This is a genomic window from Streptantibioticus ferralitis, from assembly GCF_029223525.1.
GTDB lineage: Bacteria > Actinomycetota > Actinomycetes > Streptomycetales > Streptomycetaceae > Streptantibioticus_A > Streptantibioticus_A ferralitis.
Window position 1 is genome coordinate 92,213 of sequence record NZ_JARHTQ010000015.1, and the last position, 19,948, is coordinate 112,160.

Here is a 19,948-nt window from a genome sequence, read left to right on the forward strand (position 1 = left end):
CACCTCCGGCAGGGTCACACTCCACGACCACCGGCTGCTCCCCCGACGGCCAGCGAGCCGCCAGTCCCAAGGCCGTGGTTGTCACCCCTGGCGAGCCCTTCAAGCTGCACAGCGCGACCAGCGTCATTGCCCGCTCCCGTTCACTTCGACCACGCTGATCTGCCCCGTCGGCGCCGCAGCCAACTGGCGGGCGTCACTGGAGGCCATCTGCAGCGCGACCACCGTGGTCTGCGCCGTCGTGTCGGTCTGGACCGCGGTGACCGTCGCGCTCCACGACGAAGTCGACGACGTTGAAGACGAGGATGCACCTGTGGCCGCGTTGCCGTTCGAGGACATCACAACCGTCACCCGGTTCCCCGGCTGCAGGCCGGGCGGAAACTGACCGGCCTTCAACCCCACAGCGGCCACCGCCTGCCCCGCAGGAGGAACCTGTGCCGCTCCCAGCACGTCGCGCGTCAGCAGTGCCCCGGCCGGCAGGCTGTAGGCGAGCGGGCGCCCCTCCACCGACGACAGCGACCGGGCCGGGATCACCTCCAGACCACTGTGCGCCGACATGCTCACCTCGCGCACATCCTGCGCGGTCAGCACCTGGCCAACCGTGACGGGACGCGCGAGCGCCAACACCGCCTCGCGCTGACCCAGCTGCGTTCCCGCCACCACGCCGCCGGTCGCACAGCCGAGCACCAGCAGCACGCCCACCAACAGGTAGGGCACCCGACGGTGCCGGGGTACACCGGTCATCCGCGCCGGAGCCCGGCCATCCTTACCTCGCGCGACCCAACCGCTCGGCGGCAAGGCGCCGGACGGCGTCACCGGATCCGGGTGCGCGGGCACACGGGTACTCACTACTGCCACCTCCCGGGCACAGGAGTGCTCAGCACCGCGCCCTCGACGCGGCGAACATGATCGTCTTTGTGTGGTTGTCGCCGTCCCCATCCCGCCCTCACATGGCGGGATGGAACACGGCCGTCAGCTTCCGGAGTTCAGAGCCTGGCTCTCAGCCACGCGGAAAGCCGCATTCGATGTGGTCGTCATGTCGGGGAACGCTCCGGCCTGACCCGCGCCGGACCAGGTCACCGTCCAGTGCACCGTGGCCGAGACCGCGTACGCCTGGCCCGGCTGCCCCGCCGACGACGAGCGATAGGTGTAACCACAAGTCGGAGACGAACTCTTCGGACTCCCACTCGCGCTGAATGGCGTTCCGGGGCCCTTGCACGTCACGGTGCGGCCATCGCCCATCGTCCACGTGACCGAAGTCGGCCGGGCCGTCGCGGTCACCGAAACCCCCGGCACCGACGCCGTCGCCGACACCGGCCCCCAGCTGCCACGGTCCAGCCACAACCAGGTCGGAAGGTTCACCAGCTGCTCGCCGGCCGGGTTCGCCTCGATCCGCGGCGACGGCAACCCCAACTGGTTGCGCGCGACCTGCGCCAGCTGCGCCGGAGATGGCCGGGCGGGTCCACCGCCCTGCGGACCGTTCTGAATCCACACCGGTGGCCGGTAAACAGCATCATGCACGCCCTGGCCGGTGCACTTGTACACGTACCACGCCCCCGACTGGCCCGAATTCGGATCAGCCACCTGCGTCACCGGCGCCAACTGTGAGCCAGGGTGGAAGACGGCAGCCACGACGACCGGAGTCCGGTTGGCCGGAGGCTGGATGTACGCCGTAGTCGCAACCCCCGGTGGCGGCTTGTAGTCGCTGGGCTGGTACGAGCAGTTCAGGTTGGGGTTCGGGTTGTACGGGGCGGCATCACCGCCGCCACCGCCACCGCCACCGCCACCGCCACCGCCACCGCCACCGCCACCGCCAACGTTTCCCCCTCCGGAGGAACCACTGCCACCTCCGTGGCTAGGCGCGCTGGGGTGAGCCCCATTGCCCGCGCCCAACTGACATGCAGGCGACGGTATCTGGGAACAGTCCACCGAGCCCCAGCCGTCGCCGCTCGGGCCTCCATCGGCGAAGGCGGAACCCGCGCCGACCACTATCGCTGCCACGGCCACGCCTGGCACCACTATCGCGCGCTTCAGTTTCCGCATGTCCCCAGCCCCCGGACCGCGAAGCTCGTGACCTTCCACGCGCCATCGGACTGCTTCTGGACCTCGGCGGTGATCGCGCGGTGGCCGCCCGCGCCGCCGTAGCGTTGATCCGTGGAAGCGCGGTACTTCAGCCAGTGCGTGGAGTCGCCGCAGTCGGAGATCACCACGGTCGTCGGATTCGTAGGCGGAGACGCCGATGTCACGGTTGGACTGTTCTTCGGCGTGCCCTTGGTCACCAGGCCGTTGAGATGGTCCGCGTACAGACCACGAGAGATCACCGACAGCGCGTCGCCCATCGCGTACTGCGCCAAGATCGGAGACTGCCAATCTGAAGTGGTCCCGGCCTGCGCCATGTCCCGCCACATCCCCAGGTACGCGACTGTGGCTTGACTGCGCGCCACATCCACCGCCGAACCAGACGACGGGTCCGAGGCAGACGCACTCGGCGCTCCGCTCGCCCCAGGAGCGGAATTACCTGTTCCGGATGAACCGCACGCCACCACAGCCAAAGCCGCGGCGACCCCATAGACCGCCCACCCCACTCCCCGTCCCCCGGGCCTCCCTGTCTCTAACGCCACGCTCACATCACCCCAAGAACGAGACTTGACGTACGCACCCAGACTGCAGGCATACCCACGTTTACCCCCTACTCCCGCTCCTACTGCAAGGTGTGTACGCATATGCCAAGGGGCTAACACCAAAGCGCAAGCGGATGTATACGAGCAAACCGGACGCGACTTGGGGCGGTGCTTACAGAAGTGACGCAGGATGTATAGGGCCGCCACCTCTGGCTGCGCGGTAGCGTCAAGAGCCCGAGTACCGCATCGCCCCGCCCAACGTGCCAACCAGTCACAACCGGCAGGCGGAGTTTGCGGTTTCGCCAGATTGACGGTGATTCATGGATGCACTGTCCGTGATCGTCTGGCTCGTGATGGGAGCAGCGCTGGGCTTCGGCGCGCGACGAGCGGCAGCACGATCAATAAGAAGAGACGTCAGCTATATACGCGTCGCGCCGCCACTGATGCTGGAGGGCGCTACGGCGGCCATCTTCGCTGTGCTTGCCTGGCGGATCAGCTCAGTCCCGGTACTCATGGCCTACGGCTCACTAGCCGCAGTCGGCGTGAGCCTCGCCGCGCTCGACGTAGCCGTACGACGGCTCCCGAACTCACTCGTGGCAACCGCCTACCTCGTAACGGTCGGCTTCCTGATCATCGCCGCGCTTACATCGCAGACCCATGGCCCCTTGCTACGCGCCCTAGTCGCGCTGCCCATCGGCCTCATCCTCTTCGGCCTCCTCTACATACTCCTGCCAGGGCAGTTGGGAGGCGGAGACCTGAAGCTGGCCGGCGTACTCGCACTGGCTCTTGGCTGGTGGTCCTGGACCGCGGCCCTCACCGGTATGCTTCTCGGCTGGGCGCTCGCAGCTGGCTACGTCCTCGTCCTCCGTACCGCACGCACACCCCCCGATGCCGGGGTGCCATTGGGACCCTTCCTCATCTCCGGCGCATTCATCGAAATCATTCTGAGCGCCTACCACTGACATCCAATGGTGACGTCGGGAAGGAACCGGTGGCGCTCGGTTTCCCGGCAGGGGCGATGACGGCGGGGGTGCGCAGATGCCCGCTACCGATGAGGCGGGTCACAACCGCCTCGCGCAGTTCGGCGGGGTCGGTGGCGGGGATCAGTGTGTTCATTCGAGTGAGGAAGAGCCGGAGAGGTGGACCGGCGGGTAGACGTGGCGGCCACTACGGAATGGCCACCCACGTCGGCGGTTTCCGCCACCACGCCAGAACCGAGTGAATGGGCGCGAACGCGTGTGGCGCTACGGGCGCGCTCTCACGCCGTCAGAGGAAGAGCCCAGCGGACTTGGGGAGGCTTGGGGCATGCCTTCCTGGAGGAACGCGGTGATGGCGGTGTCGCTGTAGCCGTAGAACCTGCCGCGGGCGGCGTCGTCCCACAGGGGTGGCGTGTCGCCCCACTCGACCATGTGGCAGGTGTCGCGGTACGGAGACCAACGCACACGTACGTTGTCGACGTCACCCGTCATGGCGGCCATCACGGCCCCGCTCGGAGATCGGGAGGGAGCACCATGTCGTCCTGCCATCTGGGCTGCCCCCAGTCCTGTGCCAGGGCGTCGACGAGGAGCAGACCACGGCCCGACTCATCCGTAATGCCTGTGGGCCGAGGCCGGGCCGGAGAGGGGTTTCCATCCGAGACCTCGATGCGCAGTTCACGGGCGGCCACGAACCTGTCAAGGCCTACGCGCTCATCGACGGCGGAGTATGGATCTACGAGCCCATCCCCGGACGACGGGTCTTGATCGCCATCTACGACTGCACCGTAACGGAGCGGAAACCCGTGATCAGCCATGAGCACAAGGAAGCCGACCGGATCACCGCCGACGAGGTGCACGCTTTGCTCATGCCCGCTGGGTACAAGCGATCGATTGCTGCCAGGTACGGGCGGAATTGATCGGGCGTAGATGTAATTACGTCTCCCCGCCGCGTCCTGAGTCATGGGGCGACTCATCAAGCATGGACGCATTGCGGTACGGCTACTCCGATTCATCAGCGGCATCCTGCGGCAGTCCGGCGCAGTCGAGGCGAAACCACACGTCCTTGCCTGTCGTGCTGGCTGCCATTCCCATGGCATCGGCCAGACTCCTGAGCAGGGGCAGCCCACGCCCGTCCTCAGCGAGGGACTCGACCGCCCTGATCTGCGGGAGGCGGTCGTCAAAGTCGCGCACAGTGACGACCACCGCGTCGGCCGTTACCCTCACACGAACGACAGCTTGCCTATCCTCCGTGTGCTTGAGCACGTTGGTCAGGAGCTCGGTCGTGCCGAGCAGCGCGACGAACTCGACGTCCGTCCGGCCCCAGTAATGGAGTTGGGCGCGAAGTATGCGACGCACGTGCTCGATGCTCCGCGGTTCGACAGCCAGGCTCAACTCCCACTGACCCACACAAGTACGTGAGTTACTCTGTCGGCTCTTGCCCATTGAGTCCTGCTCAGCCAGCGTGGCGAGAAGATCAGGCATCGCGAATTCCGTTTCCTCAGCGAGGTGTTCGTGAGACGGGTGGTACCAACGGGCTTCGTTGGTAGGCGTGCATAGAGCGAACCGCGATCCATGCCTCGGTCGACGGTGCCCACCCGCTGGGCACGATCAAGGTCGCCATTCAATGCCTCCAGCCGACGGGACCGCGCAGCTTGGGAAGTTCGGCGCGACCGCGGATCGGGACTCCCCACTCCTCGGGCTGCGTGCGCAGGCGCGCCTTCCCTACGCCAAGGCTCTGGGCGAGGGAGTTCAGGGACTCGCCCTCCATGTACCGGGTCATCACCGCGTCCTTCGGGATCTCCCGGGCCTCCCGAGTCATTTGTCTCTCCTCCTGGCTGAAGATCAAGAGCCCGTCCCGGCCGACCTCGTGTCGTGACAGACAAGTCCGGGCCGGGACGGGCCTAGCCCGTCCGCCACCAACAACTCGCGCGCCCCGTGCGACGCGAGTTCGGGGGATGCCAGTGGCGGCCGGGGCTTCTATCCCTGTCGGACGTCTACTCCTTGGACGTTCTCCAGGATGTTGAGGCAGAGCTGAGCGTCCTCAACGAGCGAAGTCAGGCTTGGCAGTGCTCTACGCACCACCTCGGCGCGCCACCCATACGGCAGGCGGTTCAGCCGACTCCAGACCTCTTGGGCCTGGTCGACGTCTCGATGTCGACGACTGCTGTAGTGGCGCTCGCGGCAGAGGAAGGCGACATGGCTCACCACGTCGGCCATTTCCCTGAAGATCTCGTCGTCACCCTCCCGGGCCTCGGCCCGGTCCTTCAGCCTCCACCCCGTGGCCATCACCCAGTGGACAGCCGCTTGGTCAGCGTGTCGCACCTTGTCCCACAGGTCACGGCGCACCAGACGACTCTTCAACATCGTGCCGGCGCTCCACGCGGCTAGTGTTACTTCCGGCCACGGTCTCGACTGCCACTGACTCAGCGTCACTTCCAGTCGGCACAGGTCCGTCAGTTCCGCCTCGGCCATCTTCGACTCGCTGCCCGGCTCACTACTCATCCGCGGCGACATCCTTTACCTGTCGGCCTTCCACCAAATAGGTCAGCACCCCGCTGTCCAAGGCCGTCACGGCTGCCCGAACCCGCCGCTCTTGATAGGGCATCGCGTACGCGTGGAGGTCGTAGACCGGCACGAACTCATACGCGCTCAACTCCGGCTCCTCGCCCGAGCCGGGTCTAGACAGCGTGATGGCGATCCCCTCCGGGGCCGTTCCGCCGTCGTAGACGAAGCTATAGCCTTCCGCCGCCTTCGTGTGAGGATTGCGCGGGATGTAGTCCACAACGAGCAGGCGTCCCGGTGTGAGGGGGAGCCCGGTCTCCTCCCGCACTTCGCGCGCGCAGGCTTCGTACGCGTGCTCGTCCGGGTGGGCGCCGCCGCCTGGCAGGATCCACCCCTCCTTGTACGTCGGCTTGACCATGAGCACGTTCCCGGCCGGGTTGCGAATGAGCGCGAGAGCGCCGATCCGGCGGCCGGGCGGGTTGGAGAGATCCGTGTCTGTGTGCACGGTGCGTCCGTTTCCTTGATCGTGACGGTGGGGTGGCCGCCCTGCCGGGACCTGCCAGCCCGGGATGGGGGAATTCGCGGCCGGAGTGCTCCGGCAGGGCAGACTCGGGCCCGTCCTGGGCAACCCTCAGTCCCCAGGACGGGAGTGTGGAGGCCCGCCCGCTGCCGGGGCTGCTCGCGCGGTGGTGGAGACGCGAGCCGTACGGGTCAACCGGCAGCAGGCGGGGGCTTAGCGGGGCCCGACGCGGTTCAGGCGGTAGCCTGAAATCGAATCCCCAGCAGCGAGGTGGTAGGTGGAGCCGTCGTCGAATATGAGGGTCTTCCCAAGATTCCCCGTGCAACGGAGGTCGACGACGCGGCGGTGCCGACCTTGACCGGTGTGGATGATGAAATCCCCCACCCGCACGGTGAGCGTGGTGAACTGCTCAAGCTGCATGAGGTTGCTGCGCATCCGGCAGTTCTCCCTCCGTCACCGGCTCGACGTTCACGGGCCGTGTCGTCCACTCCTTGCCGCCGCCCTGCGGACGGAGGAAAGCCATGAGCTCCGCCCGTTTGGATTTGGCGGGTGAGTAGAGCTCGACGCCCATGAAGACGCCGGCCTTGCCGGTCAGCTTGTCCTTGACCACAGTCCCGTACGGTGGCAGCGCCCTGCGCTCATGAGTGTTCATGCCACTTCCGTTCCAGCCCATCGATGATCTTTCGCACGATGTCCGGCCGTTGGGATTGCCATTCGCTATGTCCCTGGTCCGGAGCGGCCGGGGTCTCGCAGACGTACCCGTGCTCGGCCGCCGATTCCTTCAGCTCTCGTCCCATCTGCGCCAGGACCGCGCCGTCGAAGCCCTCCAGCGCGCTCACCGCCGAAGCCCGTACTGCGAGTGCCGGCTGTTGATCTCCGCGACCTTTAGACGCAGTTCCTCAGCCGGGCTGGCGAGACGGAGATCAGCCGCGCGAGCCCGCCACGGACTCCCATCGTCGCCCGGTCGTAGGCGGACGATTGGCCCGTCCACATCCACGACCCTGCCGACGCGATCCCGCGCCGTATCCCACATGACCGCGCCCTTCTCCGGCGCTTCGCTCGTCCCCATGGGCTGGACCTTCTTCGGGCGATGCGGGGCGCCAACGCTATGACAGCGCCCCGGAGTTGGCGAGCAACTCTGGGTGGTTGCCTAACTAGACTGGACCCGACGGAGTGCCATAGGCAACTATTCCTCAGGAATCCATCAGAGTTGGCATATGCCACTCCTGGGCATTGATGCCAAGTACCCAAGCGGGCCATGATGTTGTCCATGTCGCAGAGCGAGATGCCGACGATGAGGAGCCGACGCCTTGGAGGCGAGCTGCGCAAGATGCGCGAGGCCAAGGGCCTCACCATGGGTGACGCAGCCGAGGCGCTCCAGTGCGGCCAGCCCAAGATCAGCCGAATCGAAGGCGGTTTGCGCGGCATCCGTCCGTTGGACCTGGATGTCCTCATGGACCTCTACGAGATCGACCGCACCGAGCAGGCCGATCTCCGTGAGGCGATGAAGCGCCTGGCGCGCGAGATTCACCAGCAGGACTGGTGGTCTGGCCAAGGCACGCTTCTACACGACGACCTCAAGGACTACTTGACACTGGAGTCGGACTCGTCCCTAATCCGGACCTACGAGACCCAGCTGCTGCCCGGCCTGCTCCAGACCAAGGAATACATGGCGGAGATCTTCCGCCATCAGCGGGCCTCCGACGAGGCCCAATTGATGCTGGAGACACGGCAGCAGCGCCAGGGCATCCTTGAGACCAACAATGGCGTCCACCTGCGCACCGTGGTGGACGTGACGGCGCTCAACCGCGTCGTAGGCTCGCCCGACCTCATGGTCAAACAGCTCAAGCACCTTCTGGACATGACGGACGCTCCGAACGTCGATGTCCAGGTGCTACCGCTCAAGACGGCGCTGCCTCCTGATCAGTACGCGCCGTACACAATCTTCACAATGCGCCAACCGCCTCGGGCCGATTACGTGTGGCTGGAACATTTGACCGGCAGTACGCTGCTCGAAAAAGAGGAAGACCTGGTTCGCTATCGCCGAGCGTGGGACGATCACACCGCTACGGCACTCTCCGCGGCCGAGTCCCGAGAGCACATCCGCGAACTGATCAAGGAGTACCAAGGATGAGCAAGAAGCGCAGCCAGGGGAGCAACGAGGGGCTGGCTGGCGCACAGTGGCACGTCAGCTCGTACAGCGGAAGCGGTAACAACTGCGTCGAGCACGGACGACTGCCCAACGGGACGCATGCGGTACGTGACACGAAGGATCGAGAGGGCGGCGCGCTGATGTTCACCGCCGATGCCTGGTCCTCATTCATCGAGTTCGCCAAGACCCAGGACATCTGAGCACCACCCTTACTGATCTTTTCGTAAGTTCGGTGGGTGTGGTGGGTGGATGGTGAGTCCGGTGTGGGTGAGGAAGGACCATGGCAACTGCTGGTTGCGGTTGATGCGGTGGACGCCTTGTTCGGTGGCGTCGGCGACATCCGCGAGGTGGTCACCGGCGAGGTTGGCCAGTTCACGTTTCTTGAGCGACGACCACAGCAGCTCCACCGGATTCAGCTCAGGTGCGTAGGCGGGTAATCGTTCCAGAGTCAGCCAGTCCTGTGCTGCAACCCATGCTCGCATCGCCCGGCTCCAGTGGGCGGACAAGCCGTCCCACACCACAATCACCCTATCCCCGCGGTAGAACGCCTTGACCTGTTCCAGCACCTCGATCAGGGCGGTGGTGTCGTAGCTGCCGGGCTTGAGATGGAAGCACAGACGAGGACCGCGGTTGGGGTCGCTGGAGTGGTAGCCGAGAGCCGCGGCCATCGATGCACGTTTCCAGTTCAGCCGGTGCCGCAGGAGCGGAGTGCGGCCACGCGGTGCGTAGGTGCGGCGGACCTGCGGCAGCAGCGAGACGCCTGATTCGTCGAGGAACACGATCCAGGCACGTGTGTTCACCGCCCCTTTTTGATGCGCGGCCACTCGTGCGCGATCCAGCGGGCGATCTCGGACTCGTCCCGCTCGACCGCCCGACGCTCAGGCCGCTGCAGACTCCACCCCAGCCGACCGGTCAGCACACGCCATACCGACGCCCGCGACAACGACACCCCCGTCACCCGCTCGATGACCAGGCCGACTCGCTCCAACGTCCACAGATCGGCCTCGAACCCATGGGCCTGAGCGCCCCGCTCCAATGCCGCCCGCACTTCCGTCACCTGACCGTCGTCCAACTTGGGCGGGCGACCGGTGGCCGAACGCCGGCGCAAGGCCGCAGCACCGCCTTCTTCCCACACCCGCCTCCACCGCCGCACGCTCTCCGCGCAAACTCCCACCGCCCGCGCGATCTCCACATTCGACCCACCCTCCTCGAACAACTCGACCGCCCGAACACGACGCGCTTCCGCCAACTGCGGCCGCGACAAAGGAGGAACAGAAGAGCCAGACGCAGAGGACGAAGGTCGATAGGACACCCCAACAGCCTCCCACCCACAAGACCACCACACCCACCGAACTTACGAAAAGATCAGTAGTCCCCCGGCCCCCGTCGGCGGATTCCAGGGGGCTTCGTCATGCCCGGATGCGTGTGGCAGGAAGGGTAACGAGGACGTGTCCGGAGACCGCATCATGCGGAACCCTCATAGCCAGGTCGGACAGCGTTCAGTGGCTCTCGTACGCCTGGCTGCGCCAGGCATGCGTACGTCGCCGTCCAGGCACGCGGTTCGCTCGTTGGCACGCGCCGCCGTCCATTCTCAGTTGGCGATTTGGCCGCCGCGCCATGTGGGAAGGAGTTCGTCGAGGAGCGCTTGCGTGCGCGGTGGCAGTCCCCTCGCTCCATGGTGATCGGCGGCGCGCACGGACAGGTCTTCGGCAGTGGCGCGCAGGCGAGCTTCGTCGCCAGTGGCGTGCACGGCGCGCAGGAGGGCGTTCCACGACCGTTCGTCGTTGGGGGCGACGCGCATTCCGGCGTGGATGGCGTTGATCGAGGATTCGGGCTTGTCGAGCTCCGCGTATTCCTCCGACAGGGCGAGAGCAATCTCCGTGACCATCAAGGGCAATTGGGCCTCGGCGATCTCGTGAGTCAGCCAGCTGTAACGCCCTTCGGGGCGTCCGGCGAGGAGTGGGCCTCGTGCGAGGGCGAGGGCGTCCTTGAGCAGGCGGCGCCGGATTCCGCGGTCGCGGCGACCTCGGCCGCGTTCGGCCTCGTGGCGCAGGGTTTGCAGCACGTCCCAGTCGGAGACGACCGAAGCGGAGAGGGACAGGCGGCCGTCGCCCGCTGTGCGCAGCCGCGGGGCGCCGTCAGAGTCGGTGCCGAGCCAGGTGCGGAGGCGTTCGATCACTGCGTCCCGTACGTCTTCGGTGGCTCCGCGGGGCCACAAAGCCGAGGCCAGTACGCGTGGGTGAAGCCCTTCGCGGTGCAGGAGCAGCAACGCCAGGGCTTCGTGTGCCAGCACGCTCCGGTCAGCATCCAGCGGTTCCAAGCCGTTGACTTCGAACGGACCCATCAGGCGGGCGTAAACAGCTGGCCGTCCCTGGTCGCTGAGGTCCACCAGCACTGGCGGGGCGGTGGGGTCTGGATCCGGCCGGTCCGGGCTGTCGGCGGCCTTGAAGAGCTGCAGGACTGCTTCGTACTGCGCGCGGGGCAGGCGTTGTGCTTGGAGTTCCAGGCCGAGGAGGGGGGCCAGGAGTCGACCGTCGGGAGTGATGTCGAACTGCCAGGCGGTACCCGGCAGGTCTTTCTGCTCGGTGGCCACCAGGTAGCCGATACCCAAGGAGCTGGACCGAGAGGCTAGTCGGGCGAGCCGCTCTGCCTGCTGGGGTGTGAGGTCGGACACCAGAAGCACCAAGTGGGGCGCCCACTGCGTGTGTTGCGGCAGACCGGTGCGTCCGGTGAGTACCGTGTCGTATCCGGCCGTGGCGAGTGCGGCGCGGCGCTGTGCTGTCTCGGCCTCCATGGCCTCGAGTAGTTCGTCGAGGTTGGGCAGGTGGCGTGCCCGGGTGGGTGCGAGCGCGTCCAGCTGTTCGCCGAAGCCGACGAGCGTGACCGTCATACGGTCCGACCAGCCGTTGGTGGCGAGTTCAGTGGCGATGGATGCGAGGACCGCTTCGCGGTCGGTGGGAGCGCCGGTGAGGGTGAGGATGCCGGGGGCGGCTTCGAGGTTGAGGAGCAGGCGGGAACCGTCGAGTGTCCCGAGGGAGGCGAGGCCCGGGTAGGGGGCGATCGGGCTCTGCTCCGCGTCAGGGGCGAGCTCGGTGCGGTCCAGGCTCCAGACACTCTGGTCGTGGCCGAGGTGCCAGGGGGTGGGCGGCGGTTCGCTGGTCGACGAGGCCAGTTGGATGTGGAGGGCTTCCTCGGTCGTCCACGCTGCGTGCACGATGGGCAGCGGGCGGCCCGCATCGGCGAGCGCCGCGGACAGGGCGCGCAGGGCGCGGTCGAGGAAGGCAACGCCGTCCGGGTCGGCCCCGATGCGCAGCGCGTCCTGGGTGTCGGCTTCCGCACCGGTCCGTGGTTGGCGCAGTGAGGTACGTATTCCGGCGGCTGCCGCCTGGAGCAGCGCGGTGCGGCGACGGCGCCCGAGGGCGGCGAGCAGGCCTGCCGCGAGCAGCGGGGAGGCGATGAGCGCTTCGGGTAGGCCCGTGTCCTGGGAATCGCCTGTGGATGTGGTGGTGTGCGGCTGTTCGGCTGGGTGCTCGGGTGCCGGTTTGGCCTGTTCGTGGTGGGCTGGTTGCTGGTGTTGCTGCTGCGCGTGTTGGTGGTGGGTGCCCGACTTGTCGTACTGCTGGACTTGGTGCTGCTCCTCGGGTGAGACGTGAGGCGTCGGGTCCGGCACCTCGACCAGGTCGCCGCCGCGCGCGTCGCCTGGCATTTCCATGATCCACCCGGGACGGATGAGGCTCGCTTCGGACAGGCGTGAGCCGTCCGGCTGTACGCGGTCCTTGTTGAGTTCGTAGATCTCCTTGTAGCGGCGGCCGTCTCCCAGGTGGCGTTGGGCGACTTCCCACAGGGAGTCGTGGTGGCGGCCCTCTGGGGGGGTGATTCGGTAGAATTTGGTGGGCTTGTCGGCTTGAGTACTGCTCCCGTGACCGGTCTGCTGTCCGTGGTGTTGTACTTGGGCGACGGGTTGGCCAGGCAACGTCTGTCGGTGCTGCTGGCCAGGCTGGTGCTGGGCAGTGGCGACGGAGCCGTGCCGGGCGGGTTGGCCGTCGTATTTGCCGCCGAGGGAGGACAGGCCTGGGGTGAGGCTGGCGGCGGTCGCGCCGACGAGGAGTAGCGCTGCGATCAACTGGCGGGCCAGCAGTTGGCTGGGGCCTGCGCCGGGGATGCGGGTCGGCATGCCGACGCCTGAGATCGCGGCTTTGGCCTCGACCAGTACACACGCAGTGAACTGGGCCCAGGCCAGCCAGACCACGATAGCGAGGACTCGGACGAAGGTCGATGCCGTGATCGGGTCCTTCAGCGTGCTGGCAGATGGCATCGAGTGCGGCAGCGGCCAACCGATGAAGTACGCGAGCGCACCGGGTACACCAACGACGAGTACCGCCAAGGCAAGAAAAGCGGCACCGGCGCGCAGGAAGTCGCCCGCGGTGCGCACGGGTCGGGATGGTTGTCCGGGTCGTCCAGTGGCGGTGCCGCGTGCCATGGTCGTTCCTCAGCCTTCTGCCTGGTGCCTTGAGTAGTGATGCCGGTGGGATGGTCAGCCCGTGAGGGGTACGGCCTTCGCGGTGCCGTGGACCTCCAGTGCGCCGGTGTAGAACAGTCCGGTCAGCACAGGGTGGTAAGTCAGCCTGATCTCGACTTGGACGAGGTCGGCCGCCGCATCGGTGCACCCAGAAGCGGCCACGTCGGGTCCCGATAGGCCGGACTGCTGCGCGAACTCCCTTACCCTGCTGGTGCAGTCACCGTATTTGATGGCGACCGTACCGTTGTTCCGCAGCGCGCCCTGGTCGATGTCTTCAGCGGCGTAGCGGGCTGCCTGCTCTGCGATATCGGCCGCGCGCTCGCGTTGGGAGATCGACAGTCCGCCGTCGATGACAAAGGCGGCGAGCACCATGAACAGCGCCGCGAAGATGATGACGGCAGCGGCGCCAGATCCTCGATCGTTGTTGCGCAGACGTGGGCTCAACCAAGCTCGCAGAGCCTTCATGCGGCCCTCCGGTACGGGTCCAAAGGTGCGGTGGAGCGTCCGGTCAGCTCGGTGCCGACGTCAAGGCCGAGCATCGTCAGCCCGCGTACCTGGCAGCTGACCTCGACGGTGAACAGTCCGCCTGCTTGGAATCCGGAACTCACCTTGCGTACGGTGACCGACCCGCTGCACGTGCCGCTCAGGTCCGCCTGCGCGGCTGACTGCGCCTGACTCATCGCGCTGGCCTCGTCGCGCTGCAAGGAGCCCGCGCGGGCGGCATCGCGCGCGGCACTGTCGACCGCCCCGCGCCCGTCGACCAGCAGCCCGAATGCAACGAGGACCAGGATGAACAGCATCATCACCGGGGCGAGGATGACCACTTCGATAGTCGATAGGCCAGCGTCGTCTTTGGTGAGTCGGAGGAGCCGCTGACGCATACCGTGTAGGTGACCGCGTACGCACTCGCGCTGAGCCGGGATCATCGTCAGCTCACCTCCCGTCCGGCACGAATCGCTCGACGGGTCCCTGCGAGCGGGCGTCCACGGTCAGGTTGAGCCCGGGGAAGATGACGGGGACGTGCGCGGTGACGTGCACTCCGACCTCGTTCGCAGCCGGTTCGACGGTCGATACGTCAACGCCCTCGAGCAGTTGTGGACCGAGCTGCTGGATGTAGCCGTTGGCGGTCCCCCGGGCTTCGCCTTGCCACCCACCCGGGTTGGCATCCGCCTCGGCACGTGCTTTTCGAGCCCCTGCCTGAGCGGCAGCCTGAGCGACATGGTCCGCGAAGAAGTACAGCCCGAACTGCACGGTCGCGAAGATCATGAAGAACAGGACGGGGGTGAGGAACACGAACTCGATAGCGGTCATCCCGGCGTCCGAACCAATGCCTGCGTCGCCGCGGGCGACTTGCAGTCGGCGGCGTACGAGGTCGATCAGGCGTCGTCTCACGATCGGATCAGTAGGCGGAAGGATCAGCAGGTCTTGCTGGCCGTGGCGCCCTGAATGCAGTTGCCAACCTTCTTCGCGCCGTCGCTCAGGGCGCTGTTGATAATCGCCGCCACCACGCCGACGATCGCGACGACGACCGCGGAGATGATGACCCACTCGACGGCTGACGCACCGCGGTCGAGCTCGCCGTTACGCACGCGCTGCAGGCGGCCTTGCAGAAAGGTCACCAGAAAGGTGACGGCCGGGTGACCGTACTCAGTGCGGTCCTTGAACCGATTCATGGTTCCAATCCCTTCAAACTCAAGCTAATTGCCAGGAGCACACGTCGAGCCCCCTACGGTCAGACTTTGAAGACACGCATTGCGGCCGGATAGATCAGGAACACAAGGAAACCAGCGCACAGCAGGAGCTGGGCGACGAGCATCGACTGCGACTTCTCGCCCGCGCTGCTCTCGATCTCGGCCAGTTCGCGATGTCGCATCGTCTCCGCTCGCGAACCCAAGGACTCACGGACCTTCGCACCGTCATCCGCAACCAGTGCCAAGGATGCCGACAGGTCCTTCAACTCCTCGATGCCCAGTTCCTCGCCGAGCTGCCCGAGCGCCACCCACTGGCTCGTTCCCGTGATGCGGGCGTCTGCCAAGCAGGCGCGGATTCGCCGTAGCGCCCATCCGTCGCTCACTTCGGCTGCGGCCATCAGTGCCTCGGGCAGTCCGCGCCCGCCCGCCAGGTTCATGGCCACCAGGTCCAGGTACGCACCGACTACCCTGCGCAGGTCACGCCGCTTGGCTGCCGCATCCCGCCGTACCTCAAGGTCCGGCAGCATGAAGAAGACGGCGGCGAACAGCAGAGCAAGCCAAATCGGGATGACCGGGCTGCTGCCCATTCCGATGGTCCAGGCGACAGCGAAGAGGAACGGGCCGAAGAAAAGGCCCGCTGCGGACAGCATCACCTTCGTCGCGAGAAACGCTTCCCAGCTACGGTCCAGCACAGCCAGATCCGCACGCAGCGACCGCTGCTGCCAGCCCTGCTGAACGTAGAAGTCCGCGACCCGCTGGCCGATGCGGGCCCGTAGACCCGTGGTGTTGGCCACTGGCGTTCCGCTGGTCGTGCGCCGTGAAGCTCGTAGCGCGTCGATCCGTGCGACCTGGGCGACCGGGCCGCGCCGGGTAGGCATCAGCACCCGCACGAGCGCATAGATGCCCAGTCCGAGAACAGCGCCGAAGAGTACAGCAAGGGTCATCGGGTCGGCGCCTCCCACCGTTGCTCAGCCGGAACACCAGGAGATCCGGCAAGCGGCTCGTCCCGCTGCAAGAAACGATCCGGCGTTTCGATCCGGGACAGCTTGCGCAGCCACCAGAACCCGGCCGCGAACAGTCCGCACACACACGCCAGCACCAGCTGGCCTACCGGTGTCCCGTATGGCTTGACGAAGTCCCGGTTGAAGACGGCAAGCCCGAGGACGAACGCCACCGACACTCCGATGACGATCTGGACGCTGCGTCGGGTACTGGCGCGCTGCGCCATGACGCGCTGACGCATGTCCACCTCCTCTCGGGCCGACTTGGCGAGGGCGCCTAGCACCTCGCGCAAGCCGGGGCCGCGCAGCCGGGCATTGAGGATGAGAGCCGCCACCACGATGTCGGCGGACGGGTCATCAAGGTCGTCGGCCAGATGATGCAAGGCGTCGGGCAAAGGCGTGCGCGAGCGGAGCCGGTCCACTAGCGCGTCCAGGTGCGGGCGCAGCGCCGGGGCGGCGGCGCGCGCGGAGGCAGGGATGGCCTGCTCCAGGCCAACGGCGCCCGCGATGGTGTCACGCAGCGATTCGGTCCATGCGGCCAGCGCCTCGACTCGGCGCATTGCGGCCCGTTCCTCCGCTGCCCCGCCAAAGAGCCGGTCCCAGGCGAACACCAGAACACCGGCTGCGATTCCCAGGATGGGCCAGCGGGTGAGGAGGAGTACGACCAGGCCCGCGCCGATAGCCAGTGATACGCGGCGGGATAGCAGCCGCAGCAGTTCGGACGGGTCTCGGCGGCGGGCGCCAGGTTTGGCGGGCAGACCGCGGATGGCCACGATGAGCAGCGCGATCCCGCCACCGATGGCGGCGCCGCACAGAAGCCCGTACAGGACGGGAAGCGAGAAGACTCCGGTCAGGTTCATCAGGCGGTCACCACGCCCCGGCCGGTTGGTAGCCGTGCGCGAGGAGTTCGTCGAGGCAGGAGATGGGAGCGTGTGGGCGAGGCTGTCCACCGGGGCCCTCGGCGAACACCTCGCTGGAAAGGACTCTGCCGTCGACGCCGTTGACCTCGCGTATGGAGGTCACGAGGCGGCGCAGAGTGCCACCGCGGACGTAGTCGTTGCGGCGCTCGATGAAGACGACGAAGTCGATGGCTCCCGCGACCAGCATCTGGGATGCCTCGATCGGCAGGCGCTCCTGTGCCTGGAGGGCGTAGGTGGAGATGCGGTTGAAGACTTCGGCGGAGCTGTTGGCGTGGATGGTCGAAAGAGAGCCGTCGTTGCCCTGCGACATGGCATTGAGCATGGTGACGATCTCATCGCCGAGGACCTCACCGACGATGACGCGCGACGGGTTCATACGCAGGCTGCGTCGGACCAGTTCGGCCATCGAAATGGCTCCCTGCCCCTCGGAGTTGGGCAAACGCTCCTCGAATGCCACCACGTTGGGATGCAGTTCGGGGAACTGATCGAGCCCGAGCTCCAACGCGCGCTCGACAGTGATCAGCCGCTCATGCGGGCTGATCTCATTGGCAAGTGCTCGCAGCAGCGTGGTCTTTCCTGCGTTGGTAGCGCCGGCGATCATGATGTTCTTGCGGGCTGAGACAGCGGCGGATAGGAAGCGGCCGATTTCCTGGGTGAGCGTGGCGTTGCCCACCAGGTCGGAGAGGAAGACCTTACCCAGTCGAGCGCGACGGATGGACAGCGCTGGGCGCCGGGTGACGTCCATGACCGCGGAGAGCCGTGAACCGTCCGGCAGCCGCAGGTCGAGCTGCGGGTTCGCTGTGTCGAAGGGCCGGGAAGACAGGCCGGAGTAGGCGCCCAGTATCTGTATCAGCTCGATGAGCTCCTCATCGGTTTCGGCTACGGGTTCGCCGCGCACCTCGCGCCCGTCCGCATAGCCGACGAAGACGTGATCGCACCCGTTGATGTCGATGTTCTCGACGTCGGGGTCATCGAGCAGCGGCTGCAGGCGACCGACACCGAAAAGGGCGGCGTGTACGGCAGCCGCGTACGCCTCCTCCACCTCCGCGTTGGGCGGGGTACGGCCGGCTGCGATCTCCGCGCGCGCATACTCCTCAAGAATCTGAGCGATCACGGCCCGAGCGAACTGACGCTCATCCTCGGTGGACATCGGCTGGTAACCGGATGCCTGATCGAGGCGGCGCTGCTCGGAGATGCGGTCGCCCGCCTCCTGCCGGAACCGTTTGACCAGCTGGTGGTCGACTGCGCTCACTGCGGAGCCCCGTTGCTGTAAGCCGCGTTGTAGGAGGCTGCGAGATTGAACCGGTGGAAGACGTCCCCGGCTACCTGACGCACCGAGCGGATGATGAGCGACTTGTCCAGACGGCCACGACGACGGCCCGCCAGCTGCTCCGCGCCTGCGGGGTCGTGTGCAATCGTGCCGACAACCTGGGCACCGGTCTGCGCGGCGATCAGCATGTCGTTGACCTGGCGCGCGATCCGGTCACCGCCGCCCGGCTCGGTGAGGAGCAATACGCCGATGGGTGGGAAGCCCAACTGGGAAGCTGCGCGGTGGCCGCCGTGCAGCTTCGCTGACAAAGCGGCGGCTCGGTCCCGTACCCGTGCCAATTGCTCCGGTTCGGTACTCGCCAGGAGCAGTACGAGAGAGGTATGGGAAAGCAGTTCAAGTACGGGGCTGTCCGCTCCGATCCGACCGCAGTCGGCTATGACATCGGCGGCACCCTGCGGGGAGTCGGCGAGGGTCGCGAACGACCTGCCAAGGATGGGCCACAGCCCCGTAAGGCCAGCTGCCTGCTCGGATCCGGCCAGCCCTACCAGTACGTCGAGACCGCCGGCTATCGGCTGCGCGTGATCCCACAGTTGCTCGGCGGCCAAGCCACGTCGGGCCGTCGCGGCAAGCGAGAGCATCCCCGTATTCGGATCAAGCGCGCCACCGTGTGCGGCAGCACTGCGGTAGACCAAGTCCCCGCCAGCGGGATCCACCTCTGCCAGCAGTGCCCGGCGCGGCCACACCGCAGCCAGCGCGACGGCTGTGGTGGTGACGCCCGGCGAGCCCTTGTCAGCAGCGATAGCGATCAATGCCATAGGTCTACTGCCATCAGTTGCCGGAGGCATTGCCGGGCACGACAACGAGTGCCACCTGCCCGGCGGATGCCGCCTGAGTGAGTGCGGCAGCGTCGCTCTGGTTAACGACGAGCGTCACGGGCAAGTCGCCGCTACCGATGGTGTTGCCGGACGGCGGAGTAGCGGACTGCACTCTCGCGTTGGCCGTGATCAGGTTGTTGCCACCACCGCTGGTGCTGGTGCTGCCAGTTCCCGCCGCGGTCCCAGAGTTGGCGCTGGATGCCTTGCTGCTGTCTGTGCCCACCCGGTAGGCCGCTACGGTGTCTCCGGCCGAAAGACCGGAAGGGTACTGACCGTCCTTCAGGGACAGACCGACAATGACCTTTCCATTGGCGAGGCCCTTGTCCTGGGTGAGCATCTCTCCGACGATAGGGGTGTTGGGGAGAATGTCCGTAGCGGCCCGGTAGTTGCTGAGCGCGTTGCGCTGCGCCCACTGCACATAGTTGACCCCGGTGCCAGAGGCGACATCAACCTCGGTCATCGCCGAGGCGGGTATGGTCTGCCCGGCAGCCACCCGCTCCGTGACCTTGATGGCCTCGGTCTTGTTCCCAGCCCGCAACACGAGCACCGTCGCGCCCAACGCGCCCACAAGAATGAGCAATACCGCGAGAGCGGCCAAGGCAGGCTTGCGCTCACGCGGGGCTACCGGGAGCCGCTCCCCTACCGACACAGCTGGCGGTACAGCCCTGTTGGCGCCCCCGCCAGCAGCGGTTCCTTCCTTCGTCTTCAACGCCACATCCCCGCGGTTGCCGATGAACTGGAGCGAGCCAGCCCGGCGCCTCGCGGTCACAACCGCCGGCGCTGCCGCATCCCCGCCCCCACAGCCTGGTCAGACTGCCAAGCCCTGGCACCGTATCAGCGAGGCCAAAGCAGCCTCAAGGCGCGGCTGCAGACAGGCACTTGAGCAAGCACCACCATCAATGT

The 19,948-nt window shown here is 66.7% G+C and carries 27 protein-coding genes; 3 read left to right on the top strand and 24 right to left on the bottom strand.

Annotated elements, in window-relative coordinates:
• Positions 1-123: 123 nt before the first annotated feature.
• The 3 genes from P2L57_RS22485 to P2L57_RS22495 all read right to left on the bottom strand — a co-directional run bounded on the left by P2L57_RS22485 (position 124) and on the right by P2L57_RS22495 (position 2,351).
• The gene (locus P2L57_RS22485; RefSeq protein WP_275817351.1) at positions 124-699 is read right to left on the bottom strand and encodes an SAF domain-containing protein; all 576 of its coding nucleotides are present in this window, start codon (positions 697-699) and stop codon (positions 124-126) included.
• Between the two features lie 270 nt (positions 700-969).
• On the bottom strand, positions 970-1,629 hold the full coding sequence (locus tag P2L57_RS22490) for a hypothetical protein (RefSeq protein ID WP_275817353.1): 660 nt from the start codon (positions 1,627-1,629) through the stop codon (positions 970-972).
• Between the two features lie 398 nt (positions 1,630-2,027).
• A complete protein-coding gene (locus P2L57_RS22495) occupies positions 2,028-2,351 on the bottom strand; it encodes a hypothetical protein (protein WP_275817355.1) in 324 nt (107 codons plus the stop codon).
• Between the two features lie 587 nt (positions 2,352-2,938).
• Here P2L57_RS22495 and P2L57_RS22500 point away from each other — a divergent pair.
• Positions 2,939-3,580: a prepilin peptidase gene (locus P2L57_RS22500; protein WP_275817357.1), complete on the top strand. Its 642-nt coding sequence runs from the start codon at positions 2,939-2,941 to the stop codon at positions 3,578-3,580.
• Here P2L57_RS22500 and P2L57_RS22505 read toward each other — a convergent pair.
• The 9 genes from P2L57_RS22505 to P2L57_RS22550 all read right to left on the bottom strand — a co-directional run bounded on the left by P2L57_RS22505 (position 3,558) and on the right by P2L57_RS22550 (position 7,456).
• On the bottom strand, positions 3,558-3,734 hold the full coding sequence (locus P2L57_RS22505; protein ID WP_275817359.1) for a hypothetical protein: 177 nt from the start codon (positions 3,732-3,734) through the stop codon (positions 3,558-3,560). The two genes, P2L57_RS22500 and P2L57_RS22505, sit on opposite strands and share 23 nt — an antisense overlap.
• 128 nt (positions 3,735-3,862) lie before the next feature.
• On the bottom strand, positions 3,863-4,087 hold the full coding sequence (locus P2L57_RS22510) for a DUF6302 family protein (protein ID WP_275817361.1): 225 nt from the start codon (positions 4,085-4,087) through the stop codon (positions 3,863-3,865).
• Positions 4,088-4,594: 507 nt separating this feature from the next.
• A complete protein-coding gene (locus P2L57_RS22520; protein WP_275817363.1) occupies positions 4,595-5,077 on the bottom strand; it encodes an ATP-binding protein in 483 nt (160 codons plus the stop codon).
• 139 nt (positions 5,078-5,216) lie between these two features.
• The gene (locus P2L57_RS22525; protein WP_275817365.1) at positions 5,217-5,414 is read right to left on the bottom strand and encodes a hypothetical protein; all 198 of its coding nucleotides are present in this window, start codon (positions 5,412-5,414) and stop codon (positions 5,217-5,219) included.
• A 158-nt stretch (positions 5,415-5,572) separates the two neighbouring features.
• The gene (locus tag P2L57_RS22530) at positions 5,573-6,097 is read right to left on the bottom strand and encodes a hypothetical protein (RefSeq protein WP_275817367.1); all 525 of its coding nucleotides are present in this window, start codon (positions 6,095-6,097) and stop codon (positions 5,573-5,575) included.
• Positions 6,090-6,602, bottom strand: coding sequence for an NUDIX domain-containing protein (locus tag P2L57_RS22535; RefSeq protein ID WP_275817369.1), 513 nt, complete (start codon positions 6,600-6,602; stop codon positions 6,090-6,092). The genes P2L57_RS22530 and P2L57_RS22535 overlap by 8 nt, the downstream gene beginning before the upstream one ends.
• A gap of 228 nt (positions 6,603-6,830) precedes the next feature.
• Positions 6,831-7,052: a hypothetical protein gene (locus tag P2L57_RS22540; protein WP_275817371.1), complete on the bottom strand. Its 222-nt coding sequence runs from the start codon at positions 7,050-7,052 to the stop codon at positions 6,831-6,833.
• Positions 7,027-7,227: a hypothetical protein gene (locus tag P2L57_RS22545; RefSeq protein WP_275817373.1), complete on the bottom strand. Its 201-nt coding sequence runs from the start codon at positions 7,225-7,227 to the stop codon at positions 7,027-7,029. Before P2L57_RS22545 ends, P2L57_RS22540 begins: the two co-directional genes overlap by 26 nt.
• 28 nt (positions 7,228-7,255) lie before the next feature.
• The gene (locus tag P2L57_RS22550) at positions 7,256-7,456 is read right to left on the bottom strand and encodes a hypothetical protein (RefSeq protein ID WP_275817375.1); all 201 of its coding nucleotides are present in this window, start codon (positions 7,454-7,456) and stop codon (positions 7,256-7,258) included.
• 431 nt (positions 7,457-7,887) lie between these two features.
• On the opposite strand from P2L57_RS22550, the gene P2L57_RS22555 reads away from it, so the two are divergent.
• Together P2L57_RS22555 and P2L57_RS22560 are read left to right on the top strand one after the other, a co-directional pair.
• Positions 7,888-8,751, top strand: a complete 864-nt coding sequence (locus P2L57_RS22555; protein WP_275817377.1) for a helix-turn-helix domain-containing protein — start codon at positions 7,888-7,890, stop codon at positions 8,749-8,751.
• Positions 8,748-8,969: a DUF397 domain-containing protein gene (locus tag P2L57_RS22560; protein WP_275817379.1), complete on the top strand. Its 222-nt coding sequence runs from the start codon at positions 8,748-8,750 to the stop codon at positions 8,967-8,969. The genes P2L57_RS22555 and P2L57_RS22560 overlap by 4 nt, the downstream gene beginning before the upstream one ends.
• A 9-nt stretch (positions 8,970-8,978) precedes the next feature.
• On the opposite strand, the gene P2L57_RS22565 is transcribed toward P2L57_RS22560, so the two are convergent.
• From P2L57_RS22565 to P2L57_RS22620, 12 genes are all read right to left on the bottom strand, one after another.
• On the bottom strand, positions 8,979-9,569 hold the full coding sequence (locus P2L57_RS22565; RefSeq protein ID WP_275817381.1) for a transposase: 591 nt from the start codon (positions 9,567-9,569) through the stop codon (positions 8,979-8,981).
• Positions 9,566-10,114, bottom strand: a complete 549-nt coding sequence (locus P2L57_RS40805; protein ID WP_372515858.1) for a winged helix-turn-helix domain-containing protein — start codon at positions 10,112-10,114, stop codon at positions 9,566-9,568. Before P2L57_RS40805 ends, P2L57_RS22565 begins: the two co-directional genes overlap by 4 nt.
• Positions 10,115-10,360: 246 nt before the next feature.
• A complete protein-coding gene (locus tag P2L57_RS22575; RefSeq protein ID WP_275817384.1) occupies positions 10,361-13,249 on the bottom strand; it encodes an AfsR/SARP family transcriptional regulator in 2,889 nt (962 codons plus the stop codon).
• A gap of 54 nt (positions 13,250-13,303) precedes the next feature.
• On the bottom strand, positions 13,304-13,753 hold the full coding sequence (locus P2L57_RS22580; protein ID WP_275817386.1) for a TadE/TadG family type IV pilus assembly protein: 450 nt from the start codon (positions 13,751-13,753) through the stop codon (positions 13,304-13,306).
• Positions 13,750-14,169, bottom strand: coding sequence for a TadE/TadG family type IV pilus assembly protein (locus tag P2L57_RS22585; protein WP_275817388.1), 420 nt, complete (start codon positions 14,167-14,169; stop codon positions 13,750-13,752). Before P2L57_RS22585 ends, P2L57_RS22580 begins: the two co-directional genes overlap by 4 nt.
• Positions 14,170-14,221: 52 nt before the next feature.
• Positions 14,222-14,599 carry a TadE family protein gene (locus P2L57_RS22590; RefSeq protein WP_275817508.1) on the bottom strand — a complete coding sequence of 126 codons (378 nt, stop codon included), beginning with the start codon at positions 14,597-14,599 and terminating at the stop codon, positions 14,222-14,224.
• Positions 14,600-14,703: 104 nt separating this feature from the next.
• On the bottom strand, positions 14,704-14,961 hold the full coding sequence (locus tag P2L57_RS22595) for a hypothetical protein (RefSeq protein ID WP_275817391.1): 258 nt from the start codon (positions 14,959-14,961) through the stop codon (positions 14,704-14,706).
• A 59-nt stretch (positions 14,962-15,020) separates the two neighbouring features.
• Positions 15,021-15,923 (bottom strand): type II secretion system F family protein, encoded by a 903-nt coding sequence (locus P2L57_RS22600; protein ID WP_275817393.1) that lies wholly within the window; start codon positions 15,921-15,923, stop codon positions 15,021-15,023.
• On the bottom strand, positions 15,920-16,840 hold the full coding sequence (locus P2L57_RS22605; RefSeq protein WP_275817395.1) for a type II secretion system F family protein: 921 nt from the start codon (positions 16,838-16,840) through the stop codon (positions 15,920-15,922). Before P2L57_RS22605 ends, P2L57_RS22600 begins: the two co-directional genes overlap by 4 nt.
• A 7-nt stretch (positions 16,841-16,847) precedes the next feature.
• Positions 16,848-18,152, bottom strand: a complete 1,305-nt coding sequence (locus P2L57_RS22610; protein ID WP_275817397.1) for a TadA family conjugal transfer-associated ATPase — start codon at positions 18,150-18,152, stop codon at positions 16,848-16,850.
• Positions 18,149-18,985 carry a hypothetical protein gene (locus P2L57_RS22615; RefSeq protein WP_275817399.1) on the bottom strand — a complete coding sequence of 279 codons (837 nt, stop codon included), beginning with the start codon at positions 18,983-18,985 and terminating at the stop codon, positions 18,149-18,151. The genes P2L57_RS22610 and P2L57_RS22615 overlap by 4 nt, the downstream gene beginning before the upstream one ends.
• A gap of 13 nt (positions 18,986-18,998) precedes the next feature.
• Complete coding sequence (locus tag P2L57_RS22620) at positions 18,999-19,643, bottom strand: hypothetical protein (protein ID WP_308292502.1); 645 nt, start codon at positions 19,641-19,643, stop codon at positions 18,999-19,001.
• Between the last annotated feature and the right edge of the window lie 305 nt (positions 19,644-19,948).